We start from the raw sequence: 15,003 nt of genomic DNA on the forward strand, positions 1-15,003 counted from the left end.
CCGCCAGAAGCTAAAATGGCTCAGCCGACGTTAAGTTAAGGTTAATAGAAACCTACTTCTGCGCGTCGGCGAGCGCTGCGGCGCGCGTATTGGCGAGCGCCTTCTCGATCTCGGGAAGCAAAGTCTCTTCCAGAGCCTGCCGGGTCAAAGGCCCGACGAACTTATAGGCGATGGCGCCGTCGCCACGGATGATGAAAGTCTCCGGCACGCCGTAGACGCCGAAGTCGATCGCGACGCGTCCGGGAAGATCGACGCCGACCGCCACGAAGGGATTGCCGACCTCGGCGAGGAAGCGCAGCGAATTGGCCGGCTCGTCCTTATAGGCGAGGCCGACGAGCGCGACGCCCTTTTGCGCGAGCGCTGGATCCTTGGCGAGGGCGAGCAATTGCGCATGCTCCGCCCGGCAGGGCGAGCACCAGGAGGCGAAGACATTGACGACGCTGACGCGGCCCTTGCGCAGATCGTCGCCGGAAAGGCCGCCGACGCCCGCGAGCCCCGGCAAAGCGGGAAGCGTAAATTGCGGCGCCTGCTTGCCGATGAGCGCCGAAGGGAGGCGCGAGGCGTCGCCCGAGAACAGCCGCACGAGAAAGAGACCGGCGAGCGCCGCGAAGACGGCGAGCGGCAGGAACAGCGCCAGCCGGCTGCGCGGCGCGGACTCCTCGGCGCTCATAGCGCCTCCCCTCTCTCGCCGGAACCGTTCTTCTCGAGCCGCGCGAGCTCGGCGGCGAGGCGTCTATGCTCCAGCAGAATGCGAAAGGCCATGATGAGGATGGTGGCGGCGGTCAGGCCATAGGCCAGCAGAATATAGCCCCAATGCTCGTCGGTCATTGCGCCGGCTCCAGCAATTGTCCAGAAGCGCCGCCCTCTTCGCCGGCGGCGGCGACCTGCAGCGCCAGCCGCGCGACGCGGCGGCGCAAAATCTCATTGCGGATCGCCATCAGATGCAGCGCGAGGAACAGCGCCGTCGCGCCGAGCGCCATGATCAGCAGCGGCCACAGCATGGCGCCGGCGATGGTCGGCCCGCCGGCGCGGAACACAGAGGCCGGCTGATGCAGCGTGTTCCACCAGTCGACCGAGAATTTGATGATCGGAATATCGACGAAGCCGACCAGAGTCATGATCGCCGCTATGCGCGCCCCGCGCGGGGAGTCTTCCATCGTCTGGCGCAGCGCGATCAGGCCGAGATAGAGCAGGAAGAGGATCAGCATGGAGGTGAGACGCGCGTCCCACACCCAATAGGTCCCCCACATGGGCTTGCCCCACAGCGAGCCGGTCACGAGGCAGATGAAGGTGAAGGCGGCGCCCAGCGTCGCGGCGGTCTTCTGCGCGGCGTCGGCCAGCGGATGGCGCCAGACCAGCACGCCGAGCGAGGCTGAGGTCATGACCATATAGGCGAACATGGCGAGCCAGGCGGCCGGCACATGGATATACATGATCTTGACCGTCTCGCCCTGCTGATAATCGGCCGGCGAGACGAAGAAGACGAGATAGAGGCCGAGCCCCAGAAGCAGCGCGCTCGCGGCGCCCAGCCAGGGCAGGACGCGCTGCGTCAGCCGCAGGAACACGGCGGGATTGGCTAAGGACGAGAACGCGATCATGACGGCCTGCCGAACGAAACGCGACGGGCGGAGAGGGAAACGCCCTCTCCGCCCAGTCGATCAGTTGGAAGTCGATCAGTTAGAAGCCTTGGGCTTCGACGAATCGGACGGCTTCGACTGCTCGGCGGCGCTCTGCGGCTTGAACTTGCCGTGCAGAATCTCGACCGCCGCGATCAGCTGCTTGTCCTTCTTCGCGTCCGGCGGCACATAGGCCTGCGAGCCGCTCTTCTCGTCCTCGCCATTCTTCAGATGGCCCTTGAGCGAGGCCTCGCCCTTGGTGTCGTCCTTGCCCTTCAGCTCGTCCGGCACGTCCTGCAGCAGCGTGATGTCCGGATCGATGCCCTTGGCCTGGATCGAGCGGCCGGACGGCGTGTAGTAACGCGCCGTGGTCAGGCGCAGCGCGCCATTATTGCCGCCGAGCGGAATAATGGTCTGCACCGAGCCCTTGCCGAAGGACCGCGTGCCGAGAATGGTCGCGCGCTTATGGTCCTGCAGCGCGCCGGCGACGATCTCCGACGCCGAGGCCGAGCCGCCATTGATGAGCACGACCACCGGCTTGCCGCGCGAGATGTCGCCGGCCGCCCGCGCATTGTAGCGCTGCGTCTCATCGGCCGTGCGGCCGCGCGTCGAGACAATCTCGCCATGGTCGATGAAGCTGTTGACCACCTGGATCGACTGGTCGAGCAATCCGCCCGGATTATTGCGCAGATCGACGATATAGCCCTTGAGCTTGTCGCCCGGCATGTCCTGCTGGAACTTGTGGATCGCGGTGCGCAGCCCGTCCGAGGTCTCCTCGTTGAACTGGGAGATGCGGATATAGCCGATATCCTCGTCCTCCTTATGCGAGCGCACGGATTTGATATGGATCTCGGCCCGCGTGAGCTTGACCTCGATCTTCTCCTTGTCCTTGCCGCGCAGGATGGTGAGCTTCACCGGCGTGTTGATCTGGCCGCGCATCTTGTCGACGGCCTGATTGAGGGAGAGGCCCTGCACATTGTCGTCGTCGATGGCGAAGATGAGATCGCCGGACATGACGCCCGCCTTGGACGCGGGCGTGTCGTCGATCGGCGTCACGACCTTCACCAGGCCGTCCTCCTGCGTCACCTCTATGCCGAGGCCGCCGAACTTGCCCTCGGTCTGCGTCCGCATGTCCTTGAAGCCCTTGGCGTCGAGGTAGCTCGAATGCGGATCGAGCGAGGTGAGCATGCCGTTGATCGCCGATTCGACGAGCTTCTGCTCGTCGGGCCTCTCGACATAATCGGCGCGCACCTTGTCGAAGACATCGCCGAAGAGGCTCAGATTTTTGTACGTATCGGCGGCGGCGGCGAAGGCCGGGGAGCCGATCAACACGCGCGCATTCTGTCCGAGCGTGGCGCATCCCGCCCCGATGACGATTCCCGTTATGATCAATGAGGCCTTGCGCATCATCCGCCAACCTTCTGAAGTTCCGGCTTCGCCCACCATGGGCCCGGATCGATGGACGTTCCGTCCTTGCGAAACTCTACATAGAGAATGGGCTGTTTCGCGCCGATAGCAATGGCCGCCGCAGTCCTGACGGCGCCGCCGCCCATGTTCGCCACCGGCTCGCCGGCGAGGACGAATTGCCCGACGGCGACGGAGATCTGGTCCATTCCAGCCAAGGTGACATAATAGCCGCCGCCGGCGTTGATGATCAAGAGTTGACCATAGGATCGGTAGCGCCCCGCGAAAACCACCCAGCCGTCGCAGGGCGCGGCCACGATCGCGTTTTCACGCGCCGCTATGGACACGCCCTTCTCGGTCGCGCCCTGGCCGTCCGAGGCGCCGAAGCGCTTGACGACGCTCCCCGCCGAAGGCAGCGCCAATCGACCTTTCAGATCGGCGAAGGCGACGGCTGGAGCGAGACGGGCGGGGTCCTTGAACGGCGCCGCCAGCGCCTTGGCGCGACTGTCCAGCGACATTGCGGCGTCGGCCGCGGCGCGCTCGGCGTCGGCCCGCCGCGCCGCTTCCGCCGCGCGCTTGGCCGCCTCCACCTCGCTCTCCATGCGGGCGACCAGCTCTTTCAGACTCGTCGCCTTGGAGGCCAGATTACGCGCCCGCTCGGCCTCGAAATCCAGCGCGCTCTGCGCCAGCATCAGCGCCTTCTGCCGCGTCTCCACCAGAGCGGAGAGACGGACGCGCTCCTCCTTCAAATGCTCGAGCTCGGCGATGAGGCTCGTCCTCTCCGCCTCTATGCGCCCGCGTAGCGCGATGAGATCGGAGAGATCGGTCTTGAGCGTCTCCACCTCGGCGCGCATCTGCGGCAGCACGGAGCCGAGCAGCATGGCGGCGCGAATGCTCTCCAGAATATCCTCGGGCTTGGCCAGCAGCGCCGGCGGCGGCTTGCGCCCCATGCGCTGCAGCACGAGCAGCACCTCGCCGATCAGCGCGCGGCGGCTGGCGAGCGATTTGACCAGCGCCCGCTCGCTCCGCACCGAGGCCTCGAGCTTGGCGCTCACATCCTCGACGCGCTTCTCCAGCACGCCGACCCGCTGAACCGCATCGACCAGCGCGGCGTTGAATTTGGCGCGGTCGGCGCGCAGCGTCTCGATTTCCGTCTCGATCTTGCGGCGGCTCTCGGCGGAGACGGTGATCGTCTCCTCGAGGCTGCGCAGCTCCGAGCGTTTTCCCGAAATATCGGGGGAGTCCGGATTATCGGCGGCGTCTCGCGTCTCGACGACCGGAGTCGGCTTCAACGTCGTCGTCGCTATGGCGCCGCGAAGATGCTCCGCCCGCGCGGGATTTGCGACGGCCGTCAGCGCGAGACAAAGGGCGGGAAGATAGACGGCGGGAAAGCAGGCGCCCGACTCCCAACGCTCCGCTCTCCGTCGCATAAACCCGCCGCTCGCCTCATGCCTCATGAACGGCGTCCGCTCCGCCCGCAACTCTTTGCGCCCGCCGGAAGCCGGCGTGCGAATCTCGCTGCAGTTTGGCTATTCAATAGCGTCCACATTGCGGCGAAGGCGGCGCCTAGAGCGCTATCCGATCCCCAATTGGATCGGATAGCGCTCTATATTCTTTCGTTGGAAGCGAATTCTGATCGATCGAACGATTCCGTTCGATCGGAAAGCGCTATCGGCGCGGCGACAGCAGGAAATCGACGCCGCTCCCGCTTTCGCCCTCCGGCGCGCCCTTGGCGACCGGCTTGCCGCTCTCGCCGGCGACGGAGAGACGCCCGCGCTCGACGCCCATGCGGCTGAGATAATCGACGACGCGAGCGGCGCGGTCGCGCGCCTTCTCCCGCGCGGCGCGATCGCCGCCCTCGGCCCGCACGCGCACATCGACCTCGGTCTGCGGGCAGCGCTGCAGCAGGCCGACCGCCTTGTCCAGCGCCCCGGTCGCGCCGCGCCGCACGCCAGCGCCATGCTTGGCGAAGCGCACCGGCTCGCTGGCGAGAGCGGCGCTCAGCGCCTTCTGGCAAGTGGGAAGGTCCAGCTCGCCGCTGGCCGGAACCGCGGCGCTCGGCTCCTCCCCTGCCGCCGGCTTCGGCAAATTGGGCGCCTTGGCAAGGTCTGAAGGCTTGGCGCCATCCGAAGGCTTGGCGGCCTCCGAAGGCTTGGCGGCCTCCGAAGGCTTGGCGGCCTCCGAAGGGTTGGCGACCTCCGATGGCTTGGCGAATTCGGACGGCTCGACCGGCGCCGAAGGCTTGCCCGTCTCCGCCTTTCTGCCGGCTTCATATTTCTTGCCGGCTTCCACCGCGCCGGCAGGCTCGGAGGGCTGCGCGGATATGGAGGGCCGCGCCAGCTCCGGCGCGGCGGCGGATGGCGTCGAAGGCGCGGGCTTCACCCCTCCCCGCCCCTGCTCCTTCGGCTCGAGCGTTGGCTTAGGCGCCACGGCGGAGCCGCCATTGGACGATCGCGGCTGGCCATTCTGCGCCGGTCCGGCGACGCCATTGGGCGCGGGCGCGGGCCCGAGCGGCGACGGCTCGCCCTCTCGGGCCGCGCGCCGCGCAATGGCGGCGTTCTCGTAATTCTTGGCGGCCGCGCCGGTGAGCGCGTCCACATCGGCGATTCCCCGCACGCCGGGGATATGCGCGATCTCTTCCGCCGCCACGGCGCGATTTGGCGCATTGCGCGGCAGCAGAACATCGCGGCCGGCGACGTCGAGATAGGCGGGATCGCCGCCGATCTTCTCGATCGCGCTCGCCGCCTTGCGCCGCAAATCCTGCTCCATCGAGCGGCCGGCCAGAAAGCCGGCGGCGATCCAGATCAGCGCCAAAGGAATGAGACCGAGCGCCCAGCCCTCATTATCCCGAAGCGAATGCCTCCCGATCAGCGCGCCGACCACCGCGCCGAGGAGAAAAGCGGGAAACAGCAGCAGCGCCGTCTCCAGCCAGAAGCCGGAGCGTCCCGGCAGCAGCCCGAGCATCGCCACCGGCGCGCCCGCGGCGAAAGCGAGGGCGAACCACACCAGCCAGCCGGCGACCGGTCCACGCTCGGAGCGCCGGGCTATAGAGAGCGCCGTCGCAACGCCGACCGCGAAGGCCGAGACGCCCCAGGCCCAGAAATGCGTGAGGAGATATGTCATGGCGCTCGCATGGTCCGGCCTGCGCGGCGAGATTGCGTCACGGCCCTATCTTTGGCAAGGCTCGGGCTTTCATCAGGAGACGCGCGTGACGCGGACATTTTCTTTTTCCCTTCTGCTCGTCGCGGCGCTCGCCGCCGCGCCGGCCGCGGCGCTCGATGCGGGCGGCGCGGCGCAGGGGCAAATCCTTCCCGTGGAGCGGACGCCCTTTCATGTGCCGGCCTTCCGCAATGAGACGGTCGCCATGCTGAATGTGCTGCTGCCGCCGCATCGCGTCGCGCCCTATCACGAGCATTCGCGCGATTTCGCCTATGTGGTGGTGCGCGAGAGCCCGACCCTCGTCCAGAATTGGGGCGACCCCGCGCCCACGTCGATCCGTTGGCCCCGCGGCGCGGTGGGCTTCGGGGCTTTTTCCAAACAGAGCCTCACTCACAGAGCGGAAAATGTCGGGGATGCGCCGCTGAGCATCGTCGGCTTCGAACTTTTGCAAAAGACGCCGCTCGGCCGTGCGCCCTCGGAGCGTCCCGCCGGCTTTATGCAGATCATCGACAATGAGCGCCTACGCGGCTGGCGCCTCTCGCTGAAGCCGGGAGAGACCACACCCGCCTTCACGCAGAGCGCGGCCGGCGTGCGGATCGTGGTGGAAGGCGGCGAGCTGATCGAGATGGACGCCGCCGGCGCCGGGCAGAACATGGCCTTGCAGCCGGGCGATTTCCAATGGCGCGACGCCGGCCCCGCCCGCGCGCTGCGCAACGCCGGCGCGACGACGATAGAGATGGTGGAATTCGAGGTGAAGTGACGAGGCCCCCAGAAAGTCGGCGCACATGACATATGACGATTACAACGCGTTCTGCGGCGCATTGCCGGCGGCCAGCCATGTGGTGCAATGGGGCGGCTCGCATGTCTGGAAGGTCGGCGGGAAGGTTTTCGCGATCGGCGGCTGGGACGAAGGCCAGCCGCGCTTCACCTTCAAGGTCGGCGACGTCGCCTATGAGATGCTCAAGGAGCAACCCGGCCTGCGTCCCGCGCCCTATCTCGCCTCCCGCGGCTTGAAATGGATACAGCATTTCGCGGAGCCGGGCCTCTCGGACGCCGAGCTGCGCGTCTACATCCGCGAATCGTATTCGATCGTCTCGCGAGGGCTCCCACGGAAGAAGCGCGTCGAGCTCGGCCTGGACAACGCCTGAAATCTCGCAACCGTCGAGAGCCGCTTCCCCTCCGCCCGCGCGGACCTCACACCCGCATCGGCATCAGCACATAGAGCGCGCTCGCGCCGTCGCGGTCCTGGATCAGCGTCGGCGAGCCGGGATCGGCGAGGCGGAACAGCGCCGTGTCGCTGTCGAGCTGATCGGCGATATCGAGCAGATAGCGGGAGTTGAAGCCGATATCGATCGGCGGGCCGTCGTAATCGGCCTCGATCTCCTCCACCGCCGAGCCCTGGTCGGGATTGGTGACAGAAAGCACCAGCTTTCCTTCCGAGAGCGCCAGCTTCACCGCGCGGCCGCGCTCCGATGAAATGGTGGAGACGCGATCCACCGCCTCGCGGAACACGCCGCGCTCGACGGTGAGGCGCTTGTCGTTATTGGCCGGAATGACACGGCCATAGTCCGGGAAAGTGCCGTCGATGAGCTTGGTCGTCAGCACGGTCTCGCCGAAGGAGAAGCGCATCTTATTGGCGGAGAGCTCGATCGCCACCGCGCCCTCGGCGTCCTCGACGAGGCGCAGCACCTCGGCGACCGCCTTGCGCGGCAGGATCACGCCGGGCATTCCCGCCGAGCCGGCCGGCGCCGGCAGCTCGACCCGCGCCAGACGGTGGCCGTCCGTCGCCACGGCGCGCAGCAGCTGATGGCCGTCCACCTCCGTCGAATGCAGGAAGATGCCGTTGAGATAATAGCGCGTCTCCTCGCTGGAGATGGCGAATTGCGTCTTTAAAATCAGCTTCTTGAGGTCCGCCGGCGCGAGCGAGAAGCTGTGCGTGAACTCGCCCGAGGTGACATCGGGAAAATCGCTCTCCGGCAGGCTCTGCAGATTGAAGCGCGAGCGGCCCGAGCGTAGCGTGAGCTGGCCCTGCTCGCCGGTTCCCTCGATCGAGACCTGCGCGCCCTCCGGCAGCTTGCGGACAATATCATAAAGAGTATGGGCCGGCAGAGTGGTGGCGCTCGGCTGGCCGACGTCGGCGGGGACCTTCTCGGTGATCTCGAGATCGAGATCGGTCGCCTTGAGCATCAGCGTGCCCGCCGTGGCGTCGATGAGCACATTGGCGAGGATCGGAATTGTCGTGCGCCGCTCCACCACACGGTGAACATGGCCGAGGGCGCGCAGCAGCGCCGCTCTCTCGATGGTGACTTTCATTGCGCTCGATCCGTGCCGCGTTTTTCATACCAAGGGCGGGATTTTCGCAAGCCGCGACGGATAGCGCAAGACCTGCAGGAGGATCGACGGCGCTCTGTGCATAAGTTCCTATTGCGGCGAAGCGTGGCGCCCCCGCCTTCTTTGCTTAACCGGCCCTTAAATCGACAGCATTACAGCTAGTGTCGGCGTCGACCGCGCGCATGGCGCCGCGGCGCAGAGGAAACCCGAGGCGGCGGACCCCTATGGCGCGCGAGAAACAACGCCGCGAACCGCGTTTCGACGGCGACGGGAACGGCGAGCTTCGCGCCGACCCGCGAGAGGATCGCATGGCGAAACCCAAACGCAAAGGCACGAGCGCATCGGGCAAAAGCGCGCAGCCGCCGGAGGACGATCCGGGCGACGCTCCGCCGCCGCGCGCCGCCAAGCCGAAAAAGTCCAAGCGGGGCGGTGGCTTCGGCCTCGGCGGGCTGGTCTATTGGGGCGCCGTGCTCTCCATCTGGGGCGTGATCGGCGTCGGCGGCGTCTTTGTCTATCATGCGGCGCAGCTGCCGCCGATCGACACTCTGGCGGTGCCCAAGCGCCCGCCCAATATCGCCATTCTGGCGGCGAACGGCGAATTGCTGGCCAATCGCGGCGACACGGGCGGGGCGGCGGTGCGGCTCGGCGATCTGCCGCCCTATCTGCCCAAGGCCTTCGTCGCCATAGAGGATCGGCGCTTCTACTCGCATTGGGGCGTCGATCCGATCGGCATCGCCCGCGCTCTGACGCGCAATGTCACCGGCCGCGGCGGCATGCAGGGCGGCTCGACGCTCACCCAGCAGCTCGCCAAGAATTTGTTCCTCACCCAGGAGCGCACCATCACGCGCAAGATCCAGGAGGCGATCCTCGCCCTCTGGCTCGAGCATAAATATTCCAAGGACCAGATTCTCGAGCTCTACCTCAACCGCGTCTATTTCGGCTCCGGCGCCTATGGCGTGGAGGCGGCGGCGCAGCGCTATTTCGGCCATGGCGCGAACCAGGTGACGCTGGCCGAGGCGGCCGTTCTCGCCGGCCTGATGAAGGCGCCGAGCAAGCTGGCGCCGGATCGCAATCCGGAAGGGGCGACCGAGCGCGCGGCGCAGGTGGTGACGGCGATGGCGCAGGAAGGCCATATCACCGAGGCGATGGCCAAGCTCGCCCTCGGCCGCCCGGCCGTCGCGCATCGGGAGCGCGGCGCGGGCTCCATAAATTACGCGGCCGATTATGTGATGGACATGCTCGACGACACGATCGGCGCCATCGACCAGGACATTGTCGTGACGACGACGCTGGATCGTAAGCTCCAGGAGGTCGGCGAGAAATCGATCGCCGAGGAGCTGGACAAGAAGGGCGACAAATTCGGCGTCAGCCAGGGCGCGCTGGTGGCGCTCGATCCCAATGGCGCCATTCGCGCGTTGGTCGGCGGCCGCAATTACGCCGAGAGCCAGTTCGACCGCGCCGTTTCCGCCAAGCGGCAGCCGGGTTCGGCCTTCAAGCCTTTCGTCTATCTCGCCGGGCTCGAGCATGGCCTCACGCCGGACACGGTGCGCGAGGACGGGCCGATCAATGTGAAAGGCTGGCAGCCGGAGAATTACAGCCACGAATATTTCGGCCCGGTCACGCTCACCAAGGCGCTGGCGCTGTCGCTCAATACAGTGGCGGTGCGCGTCGGCCTCGAGGTGGGGCCGAAAACGGTGGTGAAGACCGCGCATCGGCTCGGCGTCGCTTCCGAGCTGCAGCCCAACGCCTCCATATCGCTCGGCACGTCGGAGGTGACGCCGCTCGAGCTGGTCACGGCCTATGCGCCCTTCGCCAATGGCGGCGTCGGCGTGCAGCCGCATATCATCGTCAAAGTGCGCACCGCCGGCGGCAAGCAGCTCTATTTCCGCAAGGGCTCCAGCAATGGCCGCGTGATCGAGCCGCAATATGTGGCGATGATGAACACGATGATGGAGGAGACGCTCTCCACCGGCACGGCGCGCAAGGCGGAGCTGCCGGGCTGGCGCGCCGCCGGCAAGACCGGCACCAGCCAGGATTTCCGCGACGCCTGGTTTGTCGGTTACACGCCACATCTGGTCGCCGGCGTCTGGCTCGGCAATGACGACAATTCGCCGACGAAGAAGGTCTCGGGCGGCAATCTGCCGGTCGAGGTCTGGAGCCGCTTCATGAAGGCCGCGCACCAGGGCGTGCCGGTCGCGGCGCTGCCCTCCGGCTCCTGGCGCTCGCCCGCCACGGCGGAGAGCGCCTCGCCGATCGCGCCCTTGCTCGATTTCTTCTCCTCCGATCCAGAGCCCGAGCCGCCAAAGCCCTCGCGTCGCCGCCAGGCCCGCGATGAGGAGGACGACAGCGTCACCGGCTCGGTCCATGGGGTCGAGGCGCTGCTGCCGCCGGCCGACATTCCGAACCAGACCCCGGCGCGCCGGCGCGGCCCTTCACGGGAGGAGAAGAACATTTTCGAGAAATTATTCGGCGGCTGAGACTTATGATCTCCTGAAATTGTGAGACGCGCGGCACGACAATTGCGACGCTCGGGATGAGAACCTGTCCCGCATGTCGCTTTTGTCGCAAAAGCGGCGTGCATTTCGCAAAGTGGAGAAAGCGATATGAGACTGGCGGAGGCTTTCGCTTCGGCGACGCTCGACGATATCAAGGCGGCGCTCGATGGCGGTAAATTGGTTCTGTATTCGACGGGACGTCCGATCGGACCGGACCATAAGATCACCCGCAGCGAGGTGATGGCGACCTTCACGTTCCAGTCTCCCGCTTTCGGCCCGGACGCCGCCGATGGCGCCGCCGCGCCGCTGTTCGCCGAAGCCACGGTCGTCGCCTCTGGCATCGGCACGCCCGGCTGGGCGCGCCTTTCCAAGGCCGATGGCGCGGCCGTCGTCGATCTCTCGGTCGGCCCCGGCAATACGGAGATCAAGCTGGCGAGCGTTTCCGCCACCAAGGATTTCCCCATCACCATCACCGCGCTGAAATTCCTGCCGGCCGAGTCCGTCGAGTGGAACAAGACCGAGTTCGGTCACGCCTTCTTGACGAACCACGAGAATCCGTTCCGCAAGGTCTCGGTTCGCGGCTGATTTCTGCTTGAAAGGCAGCGACGTCGTCTCGGCCCGACGGCGTCGCTCTCGCGCGGTCCACCGACGCATTCCCGGCGTCCGCGGACCGCGCCTTTTTGTCGGCTATTCGACGATATCGGCGAGCCAATGCGCGATGAAGCGCCGGCTGCGCTCGGAAAGGCCCAGCGCTTTGGCTGCCGCGGCGGCGCGCAGGCCGGCGATGGAGACGCCGGCGGCGGAAAGCTCGGCCGTATGGCCGATGAACCAGCGCTCGAGGCTGTCCCTCTCCGCCTCTGGATGAAACTGCAAAGCGAGGCCGCGTCGCCCCACGGCGAAGGCCTGATGCGCATAGAGCGCCGAAGAAGCCAGAAGAACCGCGCCATCCGGCAGGTCGAAAGTGTCGCCGTGCCAATGCAGCACTTCGGCCTCGGGCTCGACCAGAGCGGCGAGCGCGCTGTCGCGCCCAGCCTGCGTCAGGCTTATCGGCGCGAAGCCGATCTCCTTGCCGGCGCCGCCCGGATAAACGCGGGCGCCGAGCGCCGCCGCCATCAGCTGGCTGCCGAGACAAATGCCGAGCGTCGGCGCGTCACGCCCGAGCCGGGCGCGTAGCAGAGCGGCCTCATCCGCCAGAAACGGATATTCCTCGGTTTGATAGACGCCGATCGGCCCGCCGAGCACGATGACGAGATCGGCGTCGGCCGCCTCGGCGGGGATCGGCTGCATCCCCGCCTCGACATAGCGGATCGAATAGCCCGCCGCGGCGATCGGCTCGGCGAAACTGCCGAGATCCTCGAATGCGACATGGCGAATGGCGAGCGCGGTCTTCATCGTTTCCTCGCGGGACGAAATGCGGATCGGCGCAGTCTAGGCCGGCGCCGATCGAGCAGAAAGGTCCAGAATGGAGACGATGACGGGACCGTTAGTCCGCGGTGATGACCACCTCCGGATAGACGTCGTTCTCCTCGCGATCGAGGCCGTCCTCCTCGGCGATGGTGACGCCGGCGAGGCAGACCTCGCTATCATCTATGACCACCTCGACCTTCTCGAGCTGCGCGCCGACGCAGGGACCGTCGTTGCAGACGCCGGTCGGAATGTCGAATTGCGCGCCATGCTTGCCGCAGAGCAGGAAGCGCTGCGTCGGGTCCAGGAAGGATTTCGGCTCGAAATCCAGCCGGCTGCCCTGGTGCGGGCAGCGGTTGACATAGCCATAATATTTGCCGACGTGCCGCACGATGACGACCGGGAAAGGCACAGTCTTGCCCTCGTCATTGACGCGGGCCAGCACATAGCCGACGGCCCGGCGTTTTGCGACATCATTCACATGGCAAACGGCGAAGATTTCGCGTGTCGGCTCTTCCATACCGTTCCCTCCTCGGAATCGCTACAAAGTCCGGAAGAGCGAAGCAATCTCGGCGCCGTCAGCTCCCGTCGGTGAGCCGCTTGACGGCTTCTCCGTCGCCTCCGCGCTTCACATAGCCCGCGGCTATGTCCGCCACGGCGATATGGAGCGCTTTTTCGCTCAACACATCCAACCGCCCCTCCAGAAATCTGATTCTCGCCGTCAGCTCGGCCTCGGCCGTGATCCGCTCACGTTCTATGCGGTCGATCTTGTCGCTCTGCCGCTCGAGCAGGCGCTTGAATTCGTCGAGCGATTCCTTGGTGTATCGACGCAACTCGTCGAACTGCACCGTCGTCGTCACGATTTCCTTATAGAGTTCCGCCAGCCGCGCCGCGAGCTGCGCCAGAGTATCCTTCGTGCCTCCGAACAAAGCGGCCCGCTCCGTAAAATAAACCGACTGAAAAAAACGTTAGAACTTTTTCGCCCAGGCTCCGTAACCGCGCAGCTCCGAGCCATAATCCTGCATCGATTTCGACAGTCTTTGCGCCTGGGCCGACATCGTCCGAATATCGTCCTCGAGCGGTCTTATCGACTCGACTCCATCGGCCATCGAGCGGATGAAATCGACGATCGGCCGAAAAAGCCGCTCCAGCCCGTCGCCGGCCGCGCCCGCTTTCGCGCTTTCGTCTGTCTGTGGCTCGATCATGATCTTGTTTCGATCCAACAGCGAATCGCTCATGAAAACCTCCATTGGCCTCGACCATAGGAGCCGCGCCGCAGCGCGTCACGAGCAGAGCTTAGCGGATTTTCGTCCACCCGTCAGCCTCAATGGAGGCTGACGGTCTGCAGCTGCTGCTGCCAGGCGTTGGCGAGGGCGCCCTCTTCCGTGTCGGCGAGGACGATCGGCGTGCCGTCCGCGCCGAGCAGCGCGAAAAGCGTCAGGCCGGGCTCTATGGCCGGGGCCTGAGGATAGAGCCGCTTGACATCCTCCGAGCTCATCGTCCGCACATAGGCGATCGCTCCATCGCCCAGATGCGCGAATTGCTCGGGGGTCAGCAGGGGAATTCTTCTCTCGGTCGCGGTCTTGACTTCCATCTCACACTCCTCGGCGGTCGTATCGACCCGCCCGGCGGACGCCTACAATCGTAGCACGGGAGATATCTGTGCATCAGGACGGCGGATTTTGAGGGCGCCGTCCCAGATTTTTTCGCGAAACCGTCACAAATCAAGGACGAGGCGCGCGGGGTCCTCGAGCTGCTCCTTGACCCTCACCAGGAAGGTGACGGCCTCTTTGCCATCGACGATGCGGTGGTCATAGGAGAGAGCGAGATACATCATCGGGCGAATCTCGATCTTGCCGGCGATGACGACCGGCCGCTCCTCGATCTTATGCATGCCCAAAATGCCGGATTGCGGCGCGTTGAGAATGGGCGTCGACATCAGCGAGCCATAGACACCGCCATTGGAGATGGTGAAAGTGCCGCCGGTCAGATCATCGAGATCGAGCCGGCCGTCGCGCGCCTTCTTGCCGAAATCTCCGATCGCCTTCTCGATCTCGGCGACGCTCATGCGGTCGGCGTCGCGCACCACCGGCACGACGAGGCCTTTGTCCGTGCCGACGGCGACGCCGATGTGGCAATAATGCTTGTAGATGACGTCGGCGCCGTCGATCTCGGCGTTGACGGCCGGCACTTCCTCCAGCGCCTTGCAGCAGGCCTTCACGAAGAAGCCCATGAAGCCGAGCTTCACCTGATGCTTCTTCTCGAACAAATCCTTGTAGCGATTGCGCAGCGCCATCACCGCGGACATGTCGACCTCGTTGAAGGTGGTCAGCATGGCGGCGTTGGATTGCGCTTCCTTCAGGCGCTTGGCGATGGTCTGGCGCAGGCGCGACATGCGCACCCGCTCCTCGCGCTCGGCGTCGGCCGGCGGGGCGGCCGGGCGCGGCGCCGGCGGGGCGCTCACCGGCTCTGGCGCGGCGGGCGCGGGGCGCGCCGCGAGGGCGAGAACATCGCCCTTCAGCAGCTGACCCTGCTTGCCGGAGCCGACGATTCCGGAGAGATCGACGCCCTGCTCTTTCGCGATCTTGGCGGCG

17 protein-coding genes are annotated in these 15,003 nt (G+C 66.1%); 4 read left to right on the top strand and 13 right to left on the bottom strand.

The window, feature by feature from the left end; translation table 11 throughout:
- Positions 1 to 52: 52 nt before the first annotated feature.
- The 6 genes from A1351_RS10395 to A1351_RS10420 all read right to left on the bottom strand — a co-directional run bounded on the left by A1351_RS10395 (position 53) and on the right by A1351_RS10420 (position 6,143).
- Positions 53 to 670 (bottom strand): DsbE family thiol:disulfide interchange protein, encoded by a 618-nt coding sequence (locus A1351_RS10395; RefSeq protein WP_024879067.1) that lies wholly within the window; start codon positions 668 to 670, stop codon positions 53 to 55.
- Positions 667 to 828: a heme exporter protein CcmD gene (gene ccmD, locus A1351_RS10400; RefSeq protein ID WP_026597999.1), complete on the bottom strand. Its 162-nt coding sequence runs from the start codon at positions 826 to 828 to the stop codon at positions 667 to 669. The genes A1351_RS10395 and ccmD overlap by 4 nt, the downstream gene beginning before the upstream one ends.
- Positions 825 to 1,598 (bottom strand): heme ABC transporter permease, encoded by a 774-nt coding sequence (locus tag A1351_RS10405; RefSeq protein WP_064032925.1) that lies wholly within the window; start codon positions 1,596 to 1,598, stop codon positions 825 to 827. Before A1351_RS10405 ends, ccmD begins: the two co-directional genes overlap by 4 nt.
- 75 nt (positions 1,599 to 1,673) lie before the next feature.
- On the bottom strand, positions 1,674 to 3,026 hold the full coding sequence (locus A1351_RS10410) for a S41 family peptidase (protein WP_024879064.1): 1,353 nt from the start codon (positions 3,024 to 3,026) through the stop codon (positions 1,674 to 1,676).
- A complete protein-coding gene (locus tag A1351_RS10415) occupies positions 3,023 to 4,450 on the bottom strand; it encodes a murein hydrolase activator EnvC (protein WP_245291629.1) in 1,428 nt (475 codons plus the stop codon). Before A1351_RS10415 ends, A1351_RS10410 begins: the two co-directional genes overlap by 4 nt.
- Before the next feature lie 238 nt (positions 4,451 to 4,688).
- Positions 4,689 to 6,143 carry a hypothetical protein gene (locus A1351_RS10420; protein WP_024879062.1) on the bottom strand — a complete coding sequence of 485 codons (1,455 nt, stop codon included), beginning with the start codon at positions 6,141 to 6,143 and terminating at the stop codon, positions 4,689 to 4,691.
- Between A1351_RS10420 and A1351_RS10425 the strand changes: the two genes are divergently transcribed.
- Positions 6,142 to 6,939 (top strand): hypothetical protein, encoded by a 798-nt coding sequence (locus A1351_RS10425; RefSeq protein WP_024879061.1) that lies wholly within the window; start codon positions 6,142 to 6,144, stop codon positions 6,937 to 6,939. The two genes, A1351_RS10420 and A1351_RS10425, sit on opposite strands and share 2 nt — an antisense overlap.
- A 25-nt stretch (positions 6,940 to 6,964) precedes the next feature.
- Positions 6,965 to 7,327 carry an MmcQ/YjbR family DNA-binding protein gene (locus A1351_RS10430; RefSeq protein ID WP_024879060.1) on the top strand — a complete coding sequence of 121 codons (363 nt, stop codon included), beginning with the start codon at positions 6,965 to 6,967 and terminating at the stop codon, positions 7,325 to 7,327.
- A 46-nt stretch (positions 7,328 to 7,373) separates the two neighbouring features.
- Here A1351_RS10430 and dnaN read toward each other — a convergent pair whose 3' ends face one another.
- The gene (gene dnaN, locus A1351_RS10435; protein WP_064032926.1) at positions 7,374 to 8,492 is read right to left on the bottom strand and encodes a DNA polymerase III subunit beta; all 1,119 of its coding nucleotides are present in this window, start codon (positions 8,490 to 8,492) and stop codon (positions 7,374 to 7,376) included.
- Between the two features lie 242 nt (positions 8,493 to 8,734).
- On the opposite strand from dnaN, the gene A1351_RS10440 reads away from it, so the two are divergent.
- Entirely contained in the window at positions 8,735 to 10,987 is a 2,253-nt protein-coding gene (locus A1351_RS10440; protein ID WP_064032927.1) for a transglycosylase domain-containing protein, read from the top strand.
- 126 nt (positions 10,988 to 11,113) lie between these two features.
- The gene (locus A1351_RS10445; RefSeq protein ID WP_024879057.1) at positions 11,114 to 11,590 is read left to right on the top strand and encodes a hypothetical protein; all 477 of its coding nucleotides are present in this window, start codon (positions 11,114 to 11,116) and stop codon (positions 11,588 to 11,590) included.
- Between the two features lie 102 nt (positions 11,591 to 11,692).
- Here A1351_RS10445 and A1351_RS10450 read toward each other — a convergent pair whose 3' ends face one another.
- The 6 genes from A1351_RS10450 to odhB form a co-directional block, all read right to left on the bottom strand.
- The gene (locus A1351_RS10450; protein WP_064032928.1) at positions 11,693 to 12,397 is read right to left on the bottom strand and encodes a glutamine amidotransferase; all 705 of its coding nucleotides are present in this window, start codon (positions 12,395 to 12,397) and stop codon (positions 11,693 to 11,695) included.
- A gap of 91 nt (positions 12,398 to 12,488) precedes the next feature.
- Complete coding sequence (locus tag A1351_RS10455) at positions 12,489 to 12,929, bottom strand: Rieske (2Fe-2S) protein (protein WP_024879055.1); 441 nt, start codon at positions 12,927 to 12,929, stop codon at positions 12,489 to 12,491.
- A gap of 58 nt (positions 12,930 to 12,987) precedes the next feature.
- On the bottom strand, positions 12,988 to 13,338 hold the full coding sequence (locus tag A1351_RS10460) for a hypothetical protein (protein WP_024879054.1): 351 nt from the start codon (positions 13,336 to 13,338) through the stop codon (positions 12,988 to 12,990).
- A gap of 39 nt (positions 13,339 to 13,377) precedes the next feature.
- Positions 13,378 to 13,647, bottom strand: a complete 270-nt coding sequence (locus A1351_RS10465; RefSeq protein WP_134188029.1) for a hypothetical protein — start codon at positions 13,645 to 13,647, stop codon at positions 13,378 to 13,380.
- Between the two features lie 86 nt (positions 13,648 to 13,733).
- Positions 13,734 to 14,003: a DUF1150 domain-containing protein gene (locus A1351_RS10470; protein WP_018264521.1), complete on the bottom strand. Its 270-nt coding sequence runs from the start codon at positions 14,001 to 14,003 to the stop codon at positions 13,734 to 13,736.
- A 123-nt stretch (positions 14,004 to 14,126) separates the two neighbouring features.
- Positions 14,127 to 15,003: 2-oxoglutarate dehydrogenase complex dihydrolipoyllysine-residue succinyltransferase (gene odhB / locus A1351_RS10475; RefSeq protein ID WP_064032929.1), on the bottom strand; the 877-nt coding region annotated here is incomplete at its 5' end.

It is taken from the genome of Methylosinus sp. R-45379 (assembly GCF_001644125.1).
Lineage (GTDB): Bacteria > Pseudomonadota > Alphaproteobacteria > Rhizobiales > Beijerinckiaceae > Methylosinus.